We start from the raw sequence: 21,881 nt of genomic DNA on the forward strand, positions 1-21,881 counted from the left end.
ATGAATTTGAAGCGCTACGCAGTTAAGGATATGGTTTGTCCGGAACTTACCGATGTTCCGCCCCTGGGGATGGATGCCGTCTCCCTGGAAATGGATATCCGTCATTACTACACCAATAACCTCGGGCGCGATCAGCATTGTCGTTTGCTCTACTACGCTTACGAGGCCCTGGCCCTGACCATCCGCGATCGCTTGATGGAGCGCTGGAAGAATACCCGCCAGGCTTACGAGGATGCCGATGCGCGGCGCTGTTATTACTTATCACTGGAATTTCTGATGGGACGCACCCTGGGGAACGCGGTGCTCAATCTGGGGCTGGATCAGCAGATCGAAAAAGCGCTGACGAATCTCTGCCTGCATTATGAAGACCTGGTCGATGCAGAGCCGGATGCCGGCCTGGGTAATGGTGGTCTCGGGCGCCTGGCGGCTTGTTTTCTTGATAGTTGTGCGACCCTGCAACTGCCGGTGCACGGCTACGGTATCCGCTACGAGTACGGCATGTTTCGCCAGAACATCAACAATGGTTATCAGGTCGAAGAGCCGGATCACTGGCTGGCGATGATGAATCGCTGGGAGGTGGAGCGGCGCGAGTATCGCCAGCGCATCAAGTTTGGCGGCCACAGCGAACACTATTATGATGACAATGGCAGGCGTCGGGCGCGTTGGGTTGATACCCAGGATGTGCAGGCGATACCCTACGATGTTCCGATCCCGGGTTTTAAGAATGGTACTGTCAATACCCTGCGCCTGTGGCGCGCCGAGGCCACCGAAGAATTTGACCTGGGGGAGTTTAACGCCGGGGATTATGCCGGTTCGGTGGCCGCGAAGAACGAAGCCGAAAAAATCACCATGGTGCTCTACCCCAACGATGCCAGTGAAAACGGTAAGAATCTGCGTCTGGGGCAGCAATATTTTCTTGCGTCGGCCAGTCTGCAGGATGTGATCGCCCGTTGGACAACCATCAAGGGCAATGATTTCAGCCGTTTTGCCGAACTGAATTGTTTTCAACTCAACGACACCCACCCTTGTTGTGCGGTGCCGGAATTGATGCGCCTGCTGCTTGATGTCCACCATCTGACATGGGATGAAGCCTGGGAGATCGTTCAGGCTACCATGGCTTACACTAACCACACCTTGCTGCCCGAGGCGCTGGAAAAGTGGTCGGTGCGCATGTTCCAGCACCTGTTGCCGCGTTTGCTGGAAATTATTTATGAGATCAATGCCCGTTTCCTCAAAGAGGTTGCCCTGCGCTGGCCGGGAGATCTGGAGCGTCAACGGCGCATGTCGTTGATAGAAGAAGGGCCGGTGCCGCAGGTACGCATGGCTTACCTCGGTATTGTCGGCAGTTTTTCGGTTAACGGTGTTGCAGCGTTGCACTCACGTCTGTTACAGCAGGGACTGTTTCGCGACTTTTACGAGATGTGGCCGCAAAAATTCAACAATAAGACCAATGGCGTGACCCAGCGGCGCTGGCTGGCTTATGCCAACCCGCTGCTGGCAGAGTTGATCAGCAGCCGCATCGGCAGTGGCTGGACCACCGACCTTACCGAACTCAAACAGCTGGAAGTCCTTGCAGATAACACTGAGTTCCGGCAACAGTGGCAGCAGGTCAAGCGCGCGAACAAAGAGCTGCTGGCTGATTTTGTTGCAGAGAAGTGTGGGGTTGCCTTTCCCCTAGACAGCCTGTTTGATGTGCAAGTCAAACGTATTCATGAGTACAAGCGCCAACTGCTCAACGTTTTGCATGTGATTCATCTTTACAATCGGATCAAGCAGGGTGATACCGCAGATTGGGTGCCCCGTGCCATTCTGATTGGTGGCAAGGCCGCTCCCGGGTATGCCATGGCCAAGCTGATTATCAAATTGGTTAACAATGTCGCTACCGTGATTAATCACGATCCCCAGGTCGGCAATCTGCTCAAGGTGGTTTTCCTGCCCAATTACAATGTCTCTGCCATGGAGATTGTCTGCGCCGGTACCGATCTGTCCGAGCAGATTTCTACCGCGGGCAAGGAGGCCTCGGGCACCGGCAACATGAAATTCATGATGAATGGCGCCTTGACTATCGGTACCCTGGACGGTGCCAACATCGAGATGCGTGAAGAGGTTGGCGCGGAAAACTTCTTTTTGTTCGGGCTCTCGGCCGAGGAGGTCGAAGAGCGCCGCCGGGACTATGATCCTGCTGGTATTATTGCTGCGGACAAGCCTCTGGCGCAGGTGATGCAACTCTTGCAGAGCGGTCATTTTAATCAATTTGAGCCTGGGATTTTCGATCCGATTATCCGCGCGATTCTCAACCCCGACGATCTGTGGATGGTTGCCGCTGATTTTGACAGTTACCGGATTGCCCAGGAAGAGGTGTCAAGGGCCTATCGTGATCAGCAGGGCTGGACGCGGATGAGTATCCTGAATAGTGCCTGTTCGGGCAAGTTCTCTACCGATCGTACGATGCACCAGTACAATGAAGATATCTGGCGTCTGCAGGCGGTAGCGGCAAAAAAGGTTGGCGAAGACGGAAAATTTCTTTAAAAAGACTGACAGGGGTGCTGTCAGATCAGCACAATCTGGTTGCGCCCCTGATTCTTTGCCTGGTAAAGGGCATCATCGGCGCGTTTGAGCAGTGTGTCGATGGAATTATCATCAGCCTGGTGCATGGTGATGCCGAGGCTGACGGTGATTTTGATGATTGAGCTGGTGGGGGTGAGGACCTTCAATTTTGAAATGGCTTGTAAAAGACGCTCACAGATCTTTAAGGCGCTCGCCTTGTCGGTGTTTACCAGTACTGTCGCAAATTCCTCGCCACCATAGCGCCCGAAGATGTCGGTTTCACGCAGTTCCTGATGACAGCAGTCGACCAGGCGCCTGAGGACTTCATCACCGACACTGTGACCGTGGGTGTCGTTGACCTCTTTGAAATAATCGATGTCAAGCATCAGCACCGCCATATGTGAGCCATAACGCCTGATGCGAGCCAGCTCGCTGGTCGCGCGGTCGATAAAATGACGGCGATTGCTGGCTCCGGTGAGCGGATCGGTCGTTGCCAGCTGCAGCAACTCCTCTTCCATGCGTTTGCGCGCTGTAGTGTCACGCACCGTCGAGAAAATCCGCCGCCTCTCCGGATCGGGATACGCGCTCCAGGCCAGCCATTTAATGCTGCTATCTTTGCAACGGCAACGGTTTTCAAATCCGACAACGCTTTCTCCTCGATTCAGCCGGGCAGCAACATCAGTGCTGCTGTCGAGGTCTTCTGTAACGACCAGATCCAGCCAGTTTTTGTCCCTAAGCTCTTCAGCAGACCATCCCAGGGTGCGCCCCCAAGCCGGATTGGTTTCGATGAACTGCCCAGCCATGGTGCTGATGCTGAGCATGTCCAGAGAGAGCTCGAAAATTCGCTGGCGGCTGGTTTCGGCGCGTTTGAAATCGCTGATGTCGCTGGCATTGATGACAACAAACTTTGGCTGAAGATCCTGACTGCGCAAGGGATGGTATGAAACATTAAAAAAACGTTGACCATTTCCGGGGCAGTCAAGCCAGCGTTCGGCCTGAATATGCTCCCCGAGAAAGGCGCGTTCCAGAATTGGCCGGGTAAATTCGCTATAGGTGTCATCGCCGACCATTTGTTTGATATGGGTTCCGATGAGAAACCGACGCTCTTTATCAAATGCTTCGAGGTAGGCATCATTGACCATCTGAAACTGATGATTGCGATCCACCAGAGCAATCAGATTGGGACTGGAGGCAATGATCTGCTCGTAACGGCGCAGTTCTTCCTGGATTTCGTGGGTCTCGGTGATATCTCGAGCGAAGATGGATATGCCGATAATTGTGTCTTTGTCACGTACCGGCTGGATAATGGCGGCATACTCACGCCGATTGCTGCCGGGATAATTAGTGCGCAGGGTTTTGCCCCGCTGTGCCAGTTTCAGGCTATGCAGAATGAAATCGACCTGATCAGGAGGGAAAATGCTGGTGATTGCCATGCCGGGGAGAACATCAATTCCCTGGACACTCTTTAATAAATCCATCGTAGCCAGATTGGCAAAAATAATAAGTCCTTCAAGGTCGACAAGAATAATCAGGTCTTCGCTGCTGTCAAATAACGGCCTTAACTCCTTGTCAACCCGCGTGATCGGAAGAATTGACTGGTCGGCGCCGTTTAAAACGAGCAGCTGCTGCTCCAGTTGATTGATCCGCTGTCTGGCCTGTTCAAGTTCCAGTTTCAGCAGATCGGGCAACGGTATTTTCATGCAGGACCCTCATGATTATTTTGATTTGGTCCGGGATGCTAGCATGCTTTTATAGGCGGGTGTAGTATTTATTTGCCGTTCTGTTCAGGATGTTGTGCGGTTCAATAGCAGATGAGCTGTTAAGGAGGGGTCAACTTTACGAAGCCTCAGGACTGTTGGCAGCATTTATCTTCTGCGGCCCTGATTTGATCGGTTTTTTGGTCGCTGCGGCAATGCCGCGAATCATGCCATTGAAGACAAAAAAATGAAAAGGGGTGACCAGATACCAGTAGAGCAGACCCAACAGCCCTCTGGGCAAAAAGCGGGCGGTTTGCTGAAGGGTGGTCGTGCCATTGTCCTGCTCGGTTAATCTGAAGGATAAAGTGGCCTTGCCCGGCAGTTTCATCTCAGCAATCAGCAGCAATTGCTGCTGCGGTTTGATCGCCAGAACGCGCCAGAAATCGACGACATCGCCGGGATAAAGAGCGGCTGCGCTGCGCCGTCCGCGTTGCAGACCGACGCCGCCCCCAAGACGGTCAATCAATCCGCGCAGCTGCCACAACCAGTTAGCATAGTAGTAGCCGACGTCGCCGCCGATGGAGGTGACGGCCGGCCATATTTCTGCAGCTGTTGCGTCCAGGACCAGCTCGCGAGAATCTTCAAAGGCGCTCCCTCCCGACCAGCTTGGATCACCGGCACTGCTCCATTCTGCCGGGTGCAGATTTCCGGAGTCGCTCCAGGTGGTTTCAACCTGTTGCTGGCGAATACGGTCGAGGGCCAGGCGGATCGCCCTGCGCGCATCAAAAAGTTCCTGGGGCAACAGCCCGGTGATGCTGTTTTCGGTGCAGACAACCGGATTGCTGAGACCTTCAGCCAGGGGGCGGGCGATGGTAGCGGGAACCGGAGTGACCAGATGAATCCAGTAGGAGCTCAAGCGTGGTGTCAGCAGCGGGATCGGGATGATTAACCGTTTACGCAAGCCTGCTTCTTCGGCATAGATTTCCATCAATTCGCGATAATTGGTCACCTGCGGCTGACCGATGTCGAAGGTTCTCCCAATCGTTTGCGGTTGTTCAAGGCAGCCGATCAGATAATGCAGGACGTTGCGCACGCCGATCGGTTGACAGGGGGTGCTGACCCAGCGTGGTGTGACCATGACCGGCAGGCGATCGACCAGGTAGCGGAGAATTTCAAAGGAGGCGCTGCCGGATCCGATGATCATCGCCGCGCGCAGAATAGTGACCGGCACGTTCCCCTGGCGCAGGTAGTCGCCAACTTCGCTACGTGACTGCAGATGGTCGCTTAAGGCGGCGTTATCTTCACCCAGTCCACTTAAGTAGATGATTTGCTCCAAGCCGGCATGGCTTGCGGCATGGGCCATGTTTTCTGCGGCAATTCGGTCGGTATTGGCAAAATCGGTGACCCCTGGAAGCATGGAGTGAACCAGATAATAGGCGGCGCGGCAGTGAGCCGCCGCTGTGGTCAGGCTGTCAGGATCAAGCACATCCCCTTTGATGATTTCCAGGTTAGAATGGTCTCCCCAGGGGCGCCCGGCCAGTTTTTTCGGGGTGCGCGCCAGGGCTCTGACCCGGTAGCCGGCATCAAGCAGACGTGGAATCAGGCGCCCACCGATGTACCCGCTGCCGCCGGTGACCAGGATCAGATTATTGTTGGAATTGTTGCTCACGCGCGCCTCCTGCAGCAAGGGGATGATATGGGTAAACCGACAACCCCGGGATTCTTTCGTTGCTGATTTCTGCTAATATGCGACAGGTAATAATAATCTGCCCAGCGAGGAGAGTATAGCATGGACGATAAAAATGATAAGATCCGGCTCGGTATCAGTTCCTGTCTTTTGGGTGCACAGGTGCGTTACGATGGCGGCCACCAGCTTGACCGGTTCCTGCGCGACGTGCTGGGCGCATATGTCGAGTACGTGCCGGTCTGTCCTGAGGTTGAGGTCGGGTTGCCGATTCCCCGGGAAACCTTGCGGCTGGTAGAGAACGCTGAGCAGCAGGTGCGCCTGGTTTTTTCGCGCAGCGGTGAGGACATCACTGAGCGTATGGAAGGCTGGGCGCGCGAGCGCGTCAAGCAATTGGAAAAAGAGCAGCTAGACGGTTTTGTGTTCAAGGCAAAATCACCCAGCAGCGGCATGGAGCGGGTTAAGCTCTATGATCGCAACGGAGTGCCGAAACAAGTCGGGGTCGGGGTGTTTGCCCGTTACTTCATGCAGAACTTTCCCCTGCTACCGGTTGAAGAAGATGGCCGCCTGAATGACCCTCGCCTGCGCGAAAACTTTATTACCGCGATTTTTGTCCTCAAGCGCTGGCGCCAGATGCTTGCCAAAGGCTTCAGCCTTGGGCGGCTGGTGGATTTTCATACCCGCCACAAGCTGCTGATCATGGCGCACAGCCCGCAGCATTATCGGCAGATGGGTAAACTGGTAGCTGCGGGGCGGGATTATCCTCTGGATGAACTGCGCGAGAGCTATCTGACTGAGTTGATGACCGCCCTGCGCCTGAAAACCACGGTGAAAAAGCAGGTCAACGTCATGCAGCACATTCTCGGTTATTTCAAACGCCGGCTTACTGCCGATGAAAAACAGGAAGTACTCCAACTGATGGAAAATTATCGCCAGGAGTTGGTGCCGCTGATCGTTCCTTTAACCCTGCTGAATCACTTTGTCCGCAAGTATGATCAGCCTTACCTGCGTCAGCAGTACTATCTGAATCCGCATCCCAAGGAGTTGAAGCTGCTCAATCAGATATGAAACTTCAGCCGAGGGTCAATTCGATTTCGGGTGGATCGCTCAGCGCCTTTTTCACTGAACACTGGTCAATACTGCGCAGGATCGCCTGCTGGTATTTTTCCGGAAAATCGGTCGGCAGGCTGAGTTTCATCCTGATGGTTTCCAGTCGCCGGGTGTCAGGGTGGCGCTCGATATCCAGCGCAATGGCTAATCCTTCGGTCGCGAGTTGACGCTGCTGGCAGAAGCGCAAGGCATAAAAGCCGGCGCAGGTTGCCACCGAGCTTAAAAAGAGATCGTAAGGGGAAGGCGCGGCATTGTTGCCGCCGTCCTCGGGCGGCTGATCGGTGAGAATATCGAAGGAACCGACACTGGCGGCAACCTGAACGCCGCCGGGAAAACTTACTTCAACTGTGGGCATAACCAACGACTCCTGATAGCAAGGTGATATTGAGTAGCTCCCAGCTTACCCCAGCAGTTGCTGCATCTGCTGAAAAAACTGATTGGCGCTTTTTTCCTGCTCTTCTTCCCCGCCATCGGCCGGTATCCCTGCCATTCGGCTGGCGACCAGCTGTTGCGGCAGTTCCGCCAGAAAGCGGCTCGGTTCACGCAGCTCCAGTTTGCCATGTTTACGACGTTGACGGGCACCCAGCAGTACCAGCCGCTTTTCGGCGCGGGTAATACCAACATAGCAGAGTCGCCGTTCCTCGTCGATATCACAGGTGACATCCAGGGATTTTTTGTGCGGCAAAAAGCCCTCCTCCATCCCTGCAAGAAAAACCACCGGAAACTCCAAGCCCTTGCTTGAGTGTAGACTCATCAGCGTCACCGTGTTGCCGGACAGCAACTTTTCCTTATCGTCCTTGCCGGCGGGATCAGCATCGAGCAGGGAGATGGCATCGACAAAGCCGGCGAGGCTGGGGCGCTCACTGCGCTCAATATAGCCGCCCAGGGAGTTGAGAATTTCGTTCTGGTTTTCAATCCGCCGCTGGGCGGTTTGGGGATCTTTTTCCTGGCGGTAGATTTCATCTGCCAGTTTCAACTCGCTGAGCAGATCGCGCAGGGTGTCGAGCAGGCGCAAAGGGTTCTTGAATTTACGCTGGTAATTTTTGATCAGGGTGACAAAATCAGCGATGGCGGTCAGGGTCTTTTGCCCCACACCAGCGAACTGTTCGGGTTGCTGCAGCAATGTCCAGATGCTGGTGTTTTGATCGGCCGAGCAGCGGATGATCTGATCGATGCTGCTTTCTCCGATCCCGCGCTTGGGATAGTTGATGATACGCAGCAGATTTACCTCATCGGCGGGATTAAGGATGGTACGCAGATAGGCAACCAGGTCGCGGATCTCCTTGCGGTCAAAAAACTGCTGACCACCAATCAGAACATAGGGGATGTTGTCGTAGCGCAGCTGTTCCTCAAAGGCCCGGGATTGGGTGTTGGTGCGATAAAGGATGGCAAAATCGCTGAATTTTCGCTGATGCCGAAAACATTCGGTGTGGATCAGTTCGACGACCTGGCGCGCTTCGTCTTCACTGTCGTCACAGCGCAGATACTCGATGTCGTGCCCCGCCGGACTACTGGTCCACAGGGTCTTGGGGCGACGCTGGCGGTTATTGGCAATCAGGTGGTTGGCGGCCGCCAGTATATTGCCGCTGGAACGATAGTTCTGCTCCAGCTTGATGACCCGCGTTCCGGGGAAGTCCTTCTCAAAATCAAGGATATTGCTGATGTCGGCGCCACGAAAGGCATAGATAGATTGATCATCATCGCCAACAACACAAAGATTGCTGTGCCCTCCGGCCAGCAGTTTGAGCAGTTGATACTGGACCGGGTTGGTGTCCTGGTATTCGTCGACCATCTGATAGACAAAGCGCTGTTGATAGTGCGCCAGAAGCTCGCTTTGTTCTTCCAGCAGGCGGACGGTTAAAAGCAGCAGATCGTCAAAATCGACAGCATTATAGGCCTTTAGCGCTCGCTGATAACGCGGGTAGATAGTTGCTACCAGGTGCGACAGAGGATCGCGCTGGTTGGGCTGATACTGCGCGGCATCAACCAGACGGTTCTTGGCCGCCGAAATCCGCCAGAGGATCTGTTCGGCGTCGCGGTTTGTGCTGTCAGCTCCGGTTTCGCGCAGCAGTTCGCGGATCAGGCGTAACTGGTCGCTGCCGACATAGATGGAAAAGTTACGTTTAAAGCCGAGGCGGTCGATGTGGCTCTTGAGAATCTGCACACCGAGGGCGTGAAAAGTGGAAATGGTCATCCCCTTGACGGCGTTGCGGCCGGTCAGCTCCTGTACCCGTTCGCGCATTTCGCGCGCCGCCTTGTTGGTAAAGGTGACTGCCAGTATCTGTTCGGGACGGGTGCCCTGGCGCAACAGGTGGGCAATCCGGCAGGTAATGACCCGGGTTTTGCCTGAGCCGGCGCCGGCCAGCAGCAACAACGGGCCAGTGCCGTGGGTCACCGCCTGCCGTTGTTGGGGGTTGAGTTGATTCAGATCGAACATGGTGGTTTGCCTGCCGGGTGAAGTAGTGGAACTATCTGATACCCGAGAACGTCCGGCGGGTCAAGGGGATGGCTGCCAGGAAATTCATCGAAGACTGATTGGCCTTTGAATAAAAAAAGGAAGCTTTAAGTAAAGCAGTTGATTCTCTCAGATGCTTCTGCTAGATTGCGCGCCATGTTTCGAATTTCAATCATTATTATCAGCATTCTCTGGGCCTCACTGCTGTTGATTTCCTGGAGCGGGGCGACACCTGCATCAGATGAGTCGGCGACGGTAGCGATTACCAGCAACCCGTCCTGAAGCCTTAAATTCCAGGCGAGGGGCTGCGTCTTTGTTTTTTACAAATCGCAGGTATGCAGTGTTGCACCTGGGAAATGACTCCCCTGGCGGGTTCCCCGCCGTTCCAGCTCCGCCCCAATCGCATTGAGTACCTCCCATTTATTGAGTGACCACAAAGGCGCCAGCAGCAGCTCGCGTGGGCCATCGCCGGTCAAGCGTTGAATCAGGGTTCGAGGTGGCAGGCACTCAATCACATCGACAACCAGTTCGACATAGTCCTCCATTGTCAGAGTGCTGATTTCTTCGGCAAGATAACTGTCGCCTAAGGGTGTGCCACGTAAAACGTGGAGCAGGTGGAGCTTGATGCCGTCAACACCGAGCCTGGCCATTTCCCGCGCCGTATGCAGGATATCATCACGGCTTTCACCGGGCAGACCGATAATCAGATGGACGCAGACTCGCAGACCGCGGGTTTTGGCACGCTGATAGGCATCAAGGAAGCAGGCATAATCATGACCACGACCAAGGTAGCCGAGGGTACGGTCATGGCAGCTTTGTAACCCCAGTTCAAGCCAGAAATAGGTGCGCCGATGATATTCTGCCAGCAGATCGAGCACCCCATCGTCAACGCAGTCGGGACGCGTTCCGACTGCCAGCCCGAGCACTTTGCTGACATTCAGGGCCTGATCGTAACACTGTCGCAGGTGTGCGAGCGGGGCAAAGGTGTTGGAGTAAGGCTGGAAGTAGGCAATAAACCATTTGGCCCGGTACTTGCGTTGCATCAACTCTTTGGCCTGCTCGAGTTGCCGGGCAATGTCTGTCTGACGGGAAATGCCCACCGCCGCCGAACCGGAGCTGTCACAAAAGATGCATCCGTGACTGTCGCGCCCGTTGACGCGGTTGGGGCAACCAAACCCGGCATCTACAGAAATCTTGTGAACCCGGCCACCGAAGCGATGTTTAAGGTAGGTTGAGTAGAGGAGCATTTTTTCTTTGCGCATGGCGTAACTATGCCAGCCTCGTCAGGTCAGGGCAAGGCGTTAATGGTAGAATAAAGGCAGAATAAATATGCGGGGATTAAGTGACATCCCGGGTGAAAAATTGTTACACTGTGCACCGGTAACCTTGATTGGATTTTAGCACCAAGGGTGCCTGATTGTTATCTGACAACATGTCGTGGCTTTAATGGACTGATTCTTCGTTGCGTGCGGAGAATCTCTTCACCGCTTCATGCGCCGACCTCTGGTTGTAAAAGGACTGACATGGCTTCCCCTGACGTTTCTACTGACTCTCCTGCACAATTGAAAGTCTGTATTCTCTGGCATATGCATCAACCTGACTACCGTGATCCAGTCGGTGGCCAGACCCTGCTTCCCTGGACCTGGCTGCATGGTTTAAAAGATTATGGTGAAATGCTCGAAACCGTGGCCGAAGCCAGGGCCAGAGTGACGGTTAATCTGGTTCCCTCGCTGCTGGAGCAGCTTGAACGCTATGCCGAGGGCAAAGATCAGGATCGCTGGCTCGAACTGATCCGTCGACCCGCAGATCAATTGACAGCGGTAGAGCGGCAATTCATCGTCGAACAGTTCTTCTCCGTTAATATTGAGACCCAGATTCTGCCCAACCGCCGCTACCATCAACTCTATCTGCAACGGGGAGCTCTTGAGCCACGGGCCGAGAGCTTCAGCCCTCAGGATATCCTCGATCTGCAGGTCTGTTTTTTGCTTGCCTGGACCGGGTATCATCTGCGCCGGCGCTCATCCCTGGTCAGCGCGTTACTTGAACGCGGTGGTCTCTATCATGAGGAGCAGAAGCAGCAGTTACTGCTGGTGTGTCATGAGGAGATCGCGCGCATTATCGATTTCCACCGGGAACTGGAAGCGGCCGGACTGATCGAGATTACCGTAACCCCCTACGCTCATCCGATTCTGCCCCTGCTCTGTAATCTGCAAAGTGCCTGGGAACCGTCGCCAGGTCTGCCGTTGCCGGCCGCCGACTTTCGCCATCCGGATGATGGGCGGCTGCAGGTGCGTGAAGGGTTGCGTATCGGGGAGAGGTTTTTCGGCAAACGCCGTCGTGGGATGTGGCCGGCAGAAGGTGGTGTGAGCCACGAAGCGGCGCTGCTGATGCAGGAAGAGGGGGCCTTGTGGGCCGCGACCGATGAAGACATCCTGGCGCGCAGCCTTGATGGCGGACTACGTGATCGCAGTCGGCTGTATCGGTTTTATGAGTATGAAGGGCTGCCCCTGATCTTTCGCGATCGAGAGCTGTCCGACCGTGTCGGTTTTCTTTATGCTACCTGGAAGGCAGCCGAAGCGGTGGCTGATATCCAACAGCGCCTGCGGCTGATTGCCCGCCTCGCGCCCGGGGGGACGGTGGCCATCATCCTCGATGGTGAAAACTGCTGGGAGCGTTACGCGGACAACGGCTACCCGTTTTTACGCGATCTTTATCAGATGCTTCACAACGACGACCAGTTTGTCATGGCAACCATCGCTGAAGCGCTGGAGCAGAGCACACCGGAACCACTGACGCGGCTGGCCGCCGGATCCTGGATCCGTTCAGACTTCACCACCTGGATTGGTCACCCTGAAGATAATATTGCCTGGCAGCTGCTTTATCAGGCTCGCCGCGATTGCATTACTACCGAGGTGACCGAGGCACTAGCTAACCCGCAGGAACCCCCGAGTGATTTGGTGCAGGAATTGTTGCGTGCTGAAGGCAGTGACTGGTTCTGGTGGTTCGGCGATGAGCATTCGAGTTTGCAGGCTGACATTTTTGATCGCTTGTTTCGTTTGCATCTGGAGGGGATGTACCATCTTAAAGGGTTGCCGGTGCCGGTATCCCTGCAACAGCGCATTAAACCCAGAGTGAGTACTATCACTGGGGGCTATGAACCATCGGCCTGCTTTACCCCGACCATTGATGGCCGCATCGGTGATTATTTCGAGTGGCTGGCCACCGGCTGTATCGATCTCGCTGTTGGGGGCGCCATGTACAGTGGGCGCGAAGGCCTGGAGCATCTTTACTATGGCTATGATAATGAACATCTTTATTTTCGTATCGATCAGCCCGATCTGCTCAGGCGCCTGTGCGGTAAAGATGGTTACTTTGAATTGCGCCTGAACGGCAGTGGTCTGTTTCATGTCTGTTTCAGTTTTAGTGATAACCGGGTCAAGGTTCTGGTTGACGGCAAACAGGTTCCCGGCGGTCGCGGCGCATGCGACAAAATTCTTGAGTTGGCGGTGCCGGTCGAATTGCTGCAACTGGAGCAGGGCAAGAGTATTCGCATCAGTTGTCGTGTTGTACGTCAACAACGTGAAAATGGCCGCTGGCCAACGGAAGGGGACGCGGTTTTGTGCTATCGCGGCAGTGCCCTTGATGAAGAAAACTGGTCGGTTTAACCGACTGAAAGGATAGATGCCTTGTCTGAACTGCGTTGGGATCCATTAAAAAATAGCTGGGTGATTATGACCCTGAGACATAGTCGCCGCCCGCAGGAATTCCTCCAGAAGCGGCAGGAAGATTGCGAATCGGGCAGTTTTGATTATCAGCGGCTGCAACTTAAGGATACTAACTGTCCATTGTGCAGCGGCAACGAGGGGCGGACACCACCGGAGATTATGGCCTGTCGTCCACATGGGAGTGCACCCAATGAGCCGGGTTGGCAGGTGCGGGTTATCCCCAACAAGTTTCCGGCTCTGCATATTGAAGGGGAGCTGGAGAATCGGGCGGAAGGGCTCTATGACCGGATGAACGGTATCGGCGCGCACGAACTGATTGTCGAAACCCCGGATCACGGCAAATCTCTTGCCGATTTGAGTGAGTCCGCGATTACTGAAGTCCTTAAGGTTTATCGCGCGCGGATGCTTGATCTGCGCAAGGATAGTCGCTTTCGCTATATTTTTATTTTCAAAAACCATGGCGTCGGCACCTCTTCGTCTATTACTCATTCTCACTCCCAACTGATGGCTGTGCCTTTGGTGCCACCGCTCATTTTTAACGAGTTGAAATACTGCCGACGGCACTTTCAGCGGAAGGAACGTTGTTTGATCTGTGACCTGATCCATCAGGAACAGCAGCATAAATCACGGATCGTCCGCGATGACGGCAATTTTCTGGTTTATACTCCCTTTGCTGCGCGTTTTCCTTTTGAGTTGATGATTGCGCCGCTTGCTCATCATCATGATTTTACCCAGCAGAGTGATCAGCAGCTGCGCTTGCTGGCGCGTACCTTGCGTGATATCCTGCAGCGCTTGCGGACCGCGTTGCGCGATCCGGCCTATTCCATGATTCTGCACAGTTCACCGCCACCCCATCCACGCATGGGGCGGCCGGATTACTGGGAATCTCTTCCGGTTGATTATCACTGGCATATCGAGCTGGCTCCCAAGCTGACACGGTTGACCGGGTTTGAATGGGGCTCCGGTTTTCATATTAATCCGACGCCGCCGGAAGAAGCCGCCGAGTTCTTGCGCAGTGCCGAGCCGGGACTATAGATGATGTCTGCACAGCCTTTTTCACAGCGCCACTATCCCCTCGATCTTCACTGCAGCCGTAAGGTCTGGGACGCAACCAACCTGACCAGCTACTTTCGCCACGACCAGCGTCCGGGGCGCACCTTTATGCGTCACCTCCTCGCTGATGCCCTGCGCGCTCAGTCTGCACAGGGCATCACTGCCGCTGAACTGGAGCTGCTGGCGACCCTGAATCGGATCCTGCGTGAGGTGGCAACGGATTTTTTGCGCCGCCGCGGTTGTCGCTTGACCAAAAATGCCATGGAGATTGGCGACAGGCGCTTGCCTATGCCGGGACTGATGACCAGCTTTTCCTCCTTTCTCGATTTTTTTCCGGCGTTACCCCTGCAATTGGAGCCGGTTGATCCAGCTACCTATGTAGAACAACTTGGTGATCGTGGTGAATGGATTGACCTGTTGCTTGAGTTGGTGCTGCTTTATGTTCAGAGCCACAACCCGGCCCTGACCGGCGCCCGTTCCCTGTTTGCCGAAGAGGAGCAGCAGCTGCGTCGTATCAGCGCCTACGACAAGCAGCTGACCCTGCTTGATGAGGCCCTGCCGGTTCTTGATGATGGCTACGCCGCTCAGCCGCAGACTCTGCTGGCACGGTTACTTGAGCCGCTGCGCAAGGGGAAGGATCTTTACACCCAGGTGCAGTTGCTGCGCGATGTCTGGGCTGATCTGTTGCCACCGGAACTGCTGACGCGGATCAGTATGGCGATCCAGCAGTTTGAGGTAGAAGGACACAAGCCGGGACTTCCCGGGCCACCGGATCTCACGCCGCTTGATCCGGCCGCCTATAAGGATCATGAATATGCAAGTTTTACCACCGACCTGGCGTGGATGCCGCGCGCAGTGTTGCTCGCAAAATCCACCTACGTCTGGCTCGAGCAGCTGTCGCGGCGCTATCAACGGCCGATTTATACCCTTGACCGGATTCCCGACGAGGAACTCGATGCGCTGGTTGAATACGGTTTTACCAGCCTCTGGCTGATCGGTATCTGGAAGCGTTCCCAGGCTTCCCTGAAGGTCAAGAACCTCTGTGGTCAACAGGATGTCGCCGCTTCAGCCTATGCGATTGATGATTACGTCATCGATGACAAACTCGGTGGCGAGCCGGCGTTTGAACAGTTGCGCAATCGCTGCCTGCAGCGTGGTCTCGATCTGGCTTGTGACGTGGTCACCAACCACACCGGGATTGAGTCGGCATGGCTGCGCGAGCATCCGGACTGGTTTGTTCAGTTATCCTATCCTCCCTATCCCGGTTATCGTTTCACCGGCCCTGATTTGAGCAGCAGCCCGGATTACAGTATTCAGATCGAAGATGGTTATTACGACAATTCTGAAGCGGCGGTCGTGTGCCGCTACCAGCAGCGTCAGAGCGGCGCAGTGCGCTACATCTACCACGGCAACGACGGTACCCATCTGCCGTGGAATGATACGGTACAGCTCAATTACCTGCTGCCGGATATGCGTGAAGCGATGATTCAACTCATCATCCGCGTTGCCAGGCGTTTTCGCATTATCCGTTTTGACGCCGCCATGACCCTGGCCAAGCGCCATTTTCAGCGCCTCTGGTACCCGTTGCCGGGTGCCGTCGGGGGAGTACCCTCACGCAGCGACCATGCCCTGAGCCAGCAGGAATTCAACCGCTATTTCCCGGTCGAATTCTGGCGTGAGCTGGTCGACCGGGTGCAGCTCGAAGCCCCCGACACCCTGCTGGTGGCCGAAGCCTTTTGGCTGATGGAAGGGTATTTTGTCCGTACCCTGGGGATGCACCGGGTTTACAACAGTGCTTTCATGAATATGCTGATGCAGGAAGAAAATGCCAAGTACCGTCAGACCATCAAGAATATCCTGGTGTTCGATCCGGCCATTCTCCAGCGGTTTGTCAATTTCATGAGCAACCCCGATGAAGAACCGGCTATTGAGCAGTTCGGTGATGGGGATAAATATTTCTGTGTTGCCACCATGCTCGCCACTATGCCCGGTCTGCCGATGTTCGGTCATGGTCAGATCGAAGGTCTGCGTGAGAAATACGGGATGGAATACCTGGCACCGCGTTGGGACGAACCGGTCGACAGACCGTTACTTGAACGCCATCGGGTTCGTATTTTCCCACTGCTGCGACATCGTGCCCTGTTCAGTGGCGCGGAAGCGTTTCAGATGTACGATTTTGAATCGGTTTACGGGGTCGAAGAGGATGTCTTTGTTTACAGTAATCAGCTTGAAGAGCGCCGGGTGCTGGTGATCTGTAATAACTCGGACAAGAGCATTGCCGGTCGCATCGGTGCTCCGGTCACCATGGCCGGGCGTGCCGGCCGGGATCTGGTTAGTGCCTGCGCCATCGACTGCAACCAGAAATTCGTTGTGATGAGCGATCTGACGGACAACCTCCAGTATCTGCAACCGGCTGCTTCCTTGCGCCGGGGAGGAGACTTTACCCTCGCGCCCTACAGTGCTCGGGTGATTGCCGCCTTTACCGCACACCAGGACGAGGATGGACGCTGGCAACGCCTCTGGCAGCAATACGGTGATCGCGGCGTAAGTCACCTGTGGCTTGAGCATGACGGACTCTTGCTCCAGGACAGCTGGCCGCTGCTAAGCGAGCTCCTGAAACTGCCCCGGCCCCAGCGGGCGCGCCGCCAGATCCGTCAGTTGCTTGCCGAACTGGCATCAATTTACACAGCCCGGCCCCTCGCCGCTATGCCACTGGACTATGTCCTCGAAGTCATGACCCGAGGACGTTATCCCGATCTGCCGCGGCAGCAGGAAGGTTATGGCGAACTGGCCTGGTATCTCGACCGGGCCGATACGGATGAAGGCTGGTTCGGGCTGTTTGACCGGATCTGCAACCGCTATCCATTACGGCCACTACTCGGTTGTCACTACTACGATTACAGCGACTGGTGTGTTCATCAGGATCTGGAGCGTTTCTGCCTGGTCCTGCTCAGCTACCAGCTGTTTCGTGAGCGAGATCTGATCGCTGCGGAACCGATGGTCATGATCGATCGCACGATCGAGCTGCTGCGTGCTGTTGCCGGAGTGCAGCGTCAGGCGCTGAAGGTCGGCTATCGCGTTGATCAGTTATTGGCGCAACTGGATCCGCGGCCATCATTGATGGAGCCGCTGCCGGCACAAGCCGAAGGCCTGAAGATCCTCTTTGTTGCTTCCGAGGCGGCCCCGTTTGCCAAATCGGGGGGGCTGGCAGATGTCGCCGGTTCCCTGCCGCGTGCCCTGCGCCTGCTCGGCCACGATGTCCAGGTGGTCATCCCCGCCTACCCGCAGATCGACAAGGCGCCGGTGATCCCCCGCAAGGCGCCGCAGAGTGTTGAGATTGTCATGGACGGGGCGCCGCGTCGCGCCAGCCTCAAACAGGCGGTTTACGATGGCGTTCCCTATTGGTTCATCGATACCCCGGATCTGTATCAGCGTGATGGCCTTTACTCCGGCCCGGATGGTGATTATCCTGATAACGGCATGCGCTTCGGGTTTTTCTGCCGGGCCTTGCTGGAACTTGCCAGAACCCTTGATTTCCCTCCGGATATTATCCATCTGCATGACTGGCAGACCGGCCTGGTGCCGGTGTTGCTGAAAACCAGCTATACCGGCGATCCGTTCTTTGCTAGGACCAGGACCCTGCTGACGGTTCACAACCTGGGCTACCACGGCACCTTCCCCTTCGCCCTGCTGCGGCAACTTGAACTGCCGGGGGATCTGACCAGCCCGACGGCGCTGGAATATTACGGTAATCTGTCGCTGCTCAAAGGAGGGATCGTCTTTTCCGATCTGGTCAACACGGTGTCGCCGACCTACTGTCGTGAAATCCAGACGGTAGAGCAGGGGTACGGCCTTGATGGTCTGCTGCGCGAGCGCAGCGCGCATCTCCACGGCATCCTTAATGGCCTTGACGAACGGGTCTGGAATCCCGCTCAGGATGCGGCCCTTCCGCATAATTACGGCCCACGCCAGCTGAAGAACAAGCAGAAGTGCAAAACCCTGTTGCAGCAGGAATTGGGGCTGGAGGTACGCGCCGATGTGCCGCTGGTGGTGGTGATCAGTCGTCTCGATCGTCAGAAGGGAATCAGCCTGATCGAGACCATCTGGCCGCAACTGCTCGAGCGCCCTTTACAGTTTGCCCTGCTTGGCTCAGGCACCCCTGAGAATATGCGTTTCTGGCGGGAACGCCAGGGTTTAAACCCCGGCCAGGTCTCTATCAATCTGACCTTTAACGAGGGCCTGTCGCGGCGTCTGTATGCGGCGGCGGATCTGCTGCTGGTGCCGAGTTTATATGAACCCTGCGGTCTGACCCAGATGATTGCCCTGAAATACGGCGCTCTTCCTCTGGTGCGTCGTACCGGCGGGCTGGCGGACACAGTTGTGGATATTGACGAGTATCCCGCCGCCGGCAACGGGTTTGTCTTTGATCATTTTGACCCCTGGCTGTTGCTGGCTACTATTGATCGGGCCTTGCGCTATTATCACCAGCCCGCAACCTGGACCAAACTGGTCAAGCGTGGCATGACGCAGGATTTCAGCTGGACGCCAGCGGCCCAGGAATACCTCAAGCTCTATCGCCATATGATCCGATTGCCGGTTACCCTCGAAGAAGCAAAGGATACTCTCAGCAAGCAATAAAACAGGCGGCAAAGCAGTAGTTGGTGGGTTCTGCCCCGCTGTCAAAGGAAGAGCTGATGGGCTACGTGGCAAAAGGCGCGTTCTGGATCGGGGTCTATCTGTTGCTGATACTGACCCCGTTGGCGATTCTGCTGATCGAACCGGTGCCCCCCGGTAGCGGCTTCTGGTGGGATATATCGTTGGGGTTGGGGTTTGCCGGCACCGCCATGATGGGGATGCTGTTTCTGCAAACGGCCCGCTTTCGCCGTGCTTCAGCGCCCTTTGGTATCGATATTATCTATTATTTTCATCGTCAGGTAGCGCTCGTCGCCGTTCTTTTTATTATCGCCCACCCGATCATTCTGCTGATCCTCAAGCCGCAACTCATTGACCTTTTCAAGCCGGGGGTGGCACCCGCCCATCTGTGGGGTGCGGTTGTCTCCACCCTGGCGCTGCTGGCGCTGGTAGTGACATCGATCTGGCGCAAGCAACTTGGCCTCGATTATGACCTGTGGCGGGTTCTCCATGCGCTGCTGGCGGTGCTGGCGCTGGGCCTGGCGATCTGGCACGTGCTGGGTGTCGGCCATTATGTCGATACCCCGTGGCGTAAACAATTGTGGGGCACCTTTTCCCTCTCGTGGTTGCTGCTGCTGGTGTATGTGCGTTTATATAAGCCGCTGCAGCAGTTGCGCCATCCCTACCGGGTGGTTAAGGTGAAAGAGGAGCAGGCGGACAGTTGGAGCCTGACTGTTGAACCGGATGGTCACAGAGGGTTGCGCTTCGCGCCGGGACAATTTGCCTGGCTGACCCTGGGATGTTCCCCCTTTGCCCTCAAGGAGCATCCCTTTTCCTTTGCCGGCAGCGCCGAAAAGGTTCCGGCCCTGACCTTCACGATTAAAGAACTGGGTGATTTCAGCAGCAGCATCAAGCACGTAAAGGTCGGTCAGATCGCCTATATTGATGGTCCGTACGGCGCTTTCAGCCCCGACCGGATGACGGCCGGTGGTTTTGTCCTGATTGCCGGTGGGATCGGTATCGCACCGATGATGTCAGTGCTGCGAACCTTTGCTGATCGTCAGGAACAGCGGCCGCTCACTTTGTTATACGCCTACAACACCTGGGAGCGTCTGACTTTTCGGGAGGAGCTGCAGGCGCTGGAGCAGCGGCTGAATCTGGAAATTGTCTGGCTGCTGAAGGACCCTCCCTGCGACTGGTCAGGTGAGTCAGGGTTGATCACTGCCGATCTGCTCCAACGGCGACTGCCGCTGACAGATCCCGAACAGTCTTACCTTATTTGCGGGCCGGTGAAAATGATCGAGTTGACGGAAAAACTGCTGCATCAGGGTGGAGTTTCGCTGGCGCGAATCCATTCGGAACTGTTTGATATGGTATAATGCGTTCATAAGGAGCAACTGGATGAGACTTCTGTTTGCCAACCTGCTGGCCTGGGTGACCGGGATGCTCATCATGGTGATGGTGATCCTGTTTGCCTGGCTCCAGAACGGTTGATTTGATGATAGAGGCCCGGCTCTACGAAAAACGCCCAGACAGCCAGGTTGCCTGCCGTTTGTGTGCTCACTGCTGCGTGATCAAGTCTGGTGACCGAGGACGTTGCGGGGTACGCGAAAATCGCGATGGCATTCTCTATTCCCTGGTTTACGGGCATACCATCGCCCGCCATGTTGATCCTATCGAGAAGAAACCCCTGTATCATTTTTATCCCGGCAGTCGCTCCTTTTCCATCGCGACCCCCGGCTGCAACATGCACTGTCACTGGTGCCAGAATGCCGGGATCTCACAGGTGCCCCGTGACCTGAAATTTCCTGTCGGCGATGCCATGGCGCCGCAGCAGATTGTCGTCGCCGCTGAGCAGAGCCACAGCCGTTCCATCGCCTACACCTATACCGAACCGACCATCTTTTTCGAGTACAGCTTCGACACTGCGCGTTTGGCCCATGATGCTGGGATGGCCAATGTCTATGTCAGTAACGGCTATATGACGGCAGAGATGCTTGATCTGGTTCATCCGTACCTTGATGCTGCCAATATTGATCTCAAATCCTTTCGTGAACCGACCTACCGCAAATATGCGGGGGCCCGCTTACAGCCAGTGCTCGACAGCCTCAAACGACTGCGTGCCCTTGGTATCTGGCTTGAAGTCACCACCCTGATCATTCCGGGAATCAACGATGATCCGCAGGAACTTAAAGAACTGGCCGAATTTATCGTCACCGATCTGGGTGCTGATACCCCCTGGCATGTCAGCCGTTTCTATCCCCAATACAAACTGGAGCACCTCCCGCCAACCCCGCCCGCCACGATTAACCAGGCTGTGGAGATCGGACGAGCGGCCGGACTGAACTATATCTATGTCGGTAATCTGGGGGTCGATGGCGACACCCTCTGTCCGGGTTGCGGTGCTGCCCTGATCCAGCGTCGGGGGTATGACCTTCGGCACAACCGGATAGCCAGGGACAACAGCTGCCCCGATTGCGGTCACCGCATCGCCGGGGTGGGAATGACTGGACGCTGAGTTATCGGTGCGCGGAGCGCTGATTTTAGAAGGTAGGATCGGCATGGTTCATAAAATACGATGAATCTGAACATCAAGGATCAGGGGCGCTCAGGTTGATGCCCTTTTCCCCGCCCGCCTGTTTGTCATAATAGCCCTATGAATCTTTTAACCTTTCCAGGTATTCTTTCCACTCAAGCGGCAGCAGGTCCTTCTTCCGGTTGTTGCAATCTTTGCACGCTGGAACGCAGTTGCCCTTGGTGCTGCGGCCGCCGCGGGTTATGGGGACAATATGGTCGAGGGTGAGCTCTTTCGGAGAAAATTGCCGGCCGCAATAGTGACAGATGCCGGTAGCGACGCGGTTCCTCCACCACCCCTGCTTGCGAAGTTCCCGGGCTTTTTCGCGTTCCCGGCGAAGTTGCTGCTCATCAATATCTAAAAAGAAATCCACTGGCGTTGGGCCTTTGTGCTGGTCAGCTGG

Annotated in this window: 14 protein-coding genes; 8 read left to right on the top strand and 6 right to left on the bottom strand. The window is 55.6% G+C overall.

Features of this window, described 5'->3' with window-relative positions; translation table 11 throughout:
* Positions 1–2,529: a glycogen/starch/alpha-glucan phosphorylase gene (locus AC1931_RS08850; protein ID WP_483876937.1), complete on the top strand. Its 2,529-nt coding sequence runs from the start codon at positions 1–3 to the stop codon at positions 2,527–2,529.
* Positions 2,530–2,549: 20 nt separating this feature from the next.
* Here the strand turns inward: AC1931_RS08850 and AC1931_RS08855 are convergent, their stop codons facing one another.
* Together AC1931_RS08855 and AC1931_RS08860 are read right to left on the bottom strand one after the other, a co-directional pair.
* Positions 2,550–4,247, bottom strand: a complete 1,698-nt coding sequence (locus AC1931_RS08855) for a sensor domain-containing diguanylate cyclase (RefSeq protein ID WP_483876887.1) — start codon at positions 4,245–4,247, stop codon at positions 2,550–2,552.
* 136 nt (positions 4,248–4,383) lie between these two features.
* Positions 4,384–5,913 (bottom strand): SDR family oxidoreductase, encoded by a 1,530-nt coding sequence (locus AC1931_RS08860; RefSeq protein ID WP_483876888.1) that lies wholly within the window; start codon positions 5,911–5,913, stop codon positions 4,384–4,386.
* A gap of 120 nt (positions 5,914–6,033) precedes the next feature.
* Between AC1931_RS08860 and AC1931_RS08865 the strand changes: the two genes are divergently transcribed.
* Entirely contained in the window at positions 6,034–6,996 is a 963-nt protein-coding gene (locus tag AC1931_RS08865) for a YbgA family protein (RefSeq protein WP_483876889.1), read from the top strand.
* Between the two features lie 4 nt (positions 6,997–7,000).
* On the opposite strand, the gene AC1931_RS08870 is transcribed toward AC1931_RS08865, so the two are convergent.
* Both AC1931_RS08870 and AC1931_RS08875 read right to left on the bottom strand, forming a co-directional pair.
* Entirely contained in the window at positions 7,001–7,393 is a 393-nt protein-coding gene (locus AC1931_RS08870; RefSeq protein WP_483876890.1) for an OsmC family protein, read from the bottom strand.
* 45 nt (positions 7,394–7,438) lie between these two features.
* Positions 7,439–9,475 carry an ATP-dependent helicase gene (locus AC1931_RS08875; RefSeq protein ID WP_483876891.1) on the bottom strand — a complete coding sequence of 679 codons (2,037 nt, stop codon included), beginning with the start codon at positions 9,473–9,475 and terminating at the stop codon, positions 7,439–7,441.
* A gap of 174 nt (positions 9,476–9,649) precedes the next feature.
* Between AC1931_RS08875 and AC1931_RS08880 the strand changes: the two genes are divergently transcribed.
* A complete protein-coding gene (locus AC1931_RS08880; protein WP_483876892.1) occupies positions 9,650–9,775 on the top strand; it encodes a hypothetical protein in 126 nt (41 codons plus the stop codon).
* Positions 9,776–9,813: 38 nt separating this feature from the next.
* On the opposite strand, the gene mnmL is transcribed toward AC1931_RS08880, so the two are convergent.
* Positions 9,814–10,755 carry a tRNA modification radical SAM protein MnmL/YtqA gene (gene mnmL, locus AC1931_RS08885; protein ID WP_483876893.1) on the bottom strand — a complete coding sequence of 314 codons (942 nt, stop codon included), beginning with the start codon at positions 10,753–10,755 and terminating at the stop codon, positions 9,814–9,816.
* Between the two features lie 261 nt (positions 10,756–11,016).
* On the opposite strand from mnmL, the gene AC1931_RS08890 reads away from it, so the two are divergent.
* The 5 genes from AC1931_RS08890 (at position 11,017) to amrS (ending at position 21,421) form a co-directional block, all read left to right on the top strand.
* On the top strand, positions 11,017–13,158 hold the full coding sequence (locus AC1931_RS08890; protein ID WP_483876894.1) for a glycoside hydrolase family 57 protein: 2,142 nt from the start codon (positions 11,017–11,019) through the stop codon (positions 13,156–13,158).
* 21 nt (positions 13,159–13,179) lie between these two features.
* Entirely contained in the window at positions 13,180–14,253 is a 1,074-nt protein-coding gene (gene galT, locus AC1931_RS08895; protein WP_483876895.1) for a galactose-1-phosphate uridylyltransferase, read from the top strand.
* Entirely contained in the window at positions 14,254–18,909 is a 4,656-nt protein-coding gene (gene glgA / locus AC1931_RS08900; protein ID WP_483876896.1) for a glycogen synthase GlgA, read from the top strand.
* Between the two features lie 23 nt (positions 18,910–18,932).
* Positions 18,933–20,282: a ferredoxin reductase family protein gene (locus tag AC1931_RS08905; protein WP_483876897.1), complete on the top strand. Its 1,350-nt coding sequence runs from the start codon at positions 18,933–18,935 to the stop codon at positions 20,280–20,282.
* A 119-nt stretch (positions 20,283–20,401) separates the two neighbouring features.
* Positions 20,402–21,421 (top strand): AmmeMemoRadiSam system radical SAM enzyme, encoded by a 1,020-nt coding sequence (amrS, locus tag AC1931_RS08910; RefSeq protein WP_483876898.1) that lies wholly within the window; start codon positions 20,402–20,404, stop codon positions 21,419–21,421.
* Positions 21,422–21,557: 136 nt separating this feature from the next.
* On the opposite strand, the gene AC1931_RS08915 is transcribed toward amrS, so the two are convergent.
* Positions 21,558–21,851, bottom strand: coding sequence for an HNH endonuclease (locus tag AC1931_RS08915; protein ID WP_483876899.1), 294 nt, complete (start codon positions 21,849–21,851; stop codon positions 21,558–21,560).
* Positions 21,852–21,881: the final 30 nt, after the last annotated feature.

Source organism: Pelovirga sp. C15f (assembly GCF_057178085.1).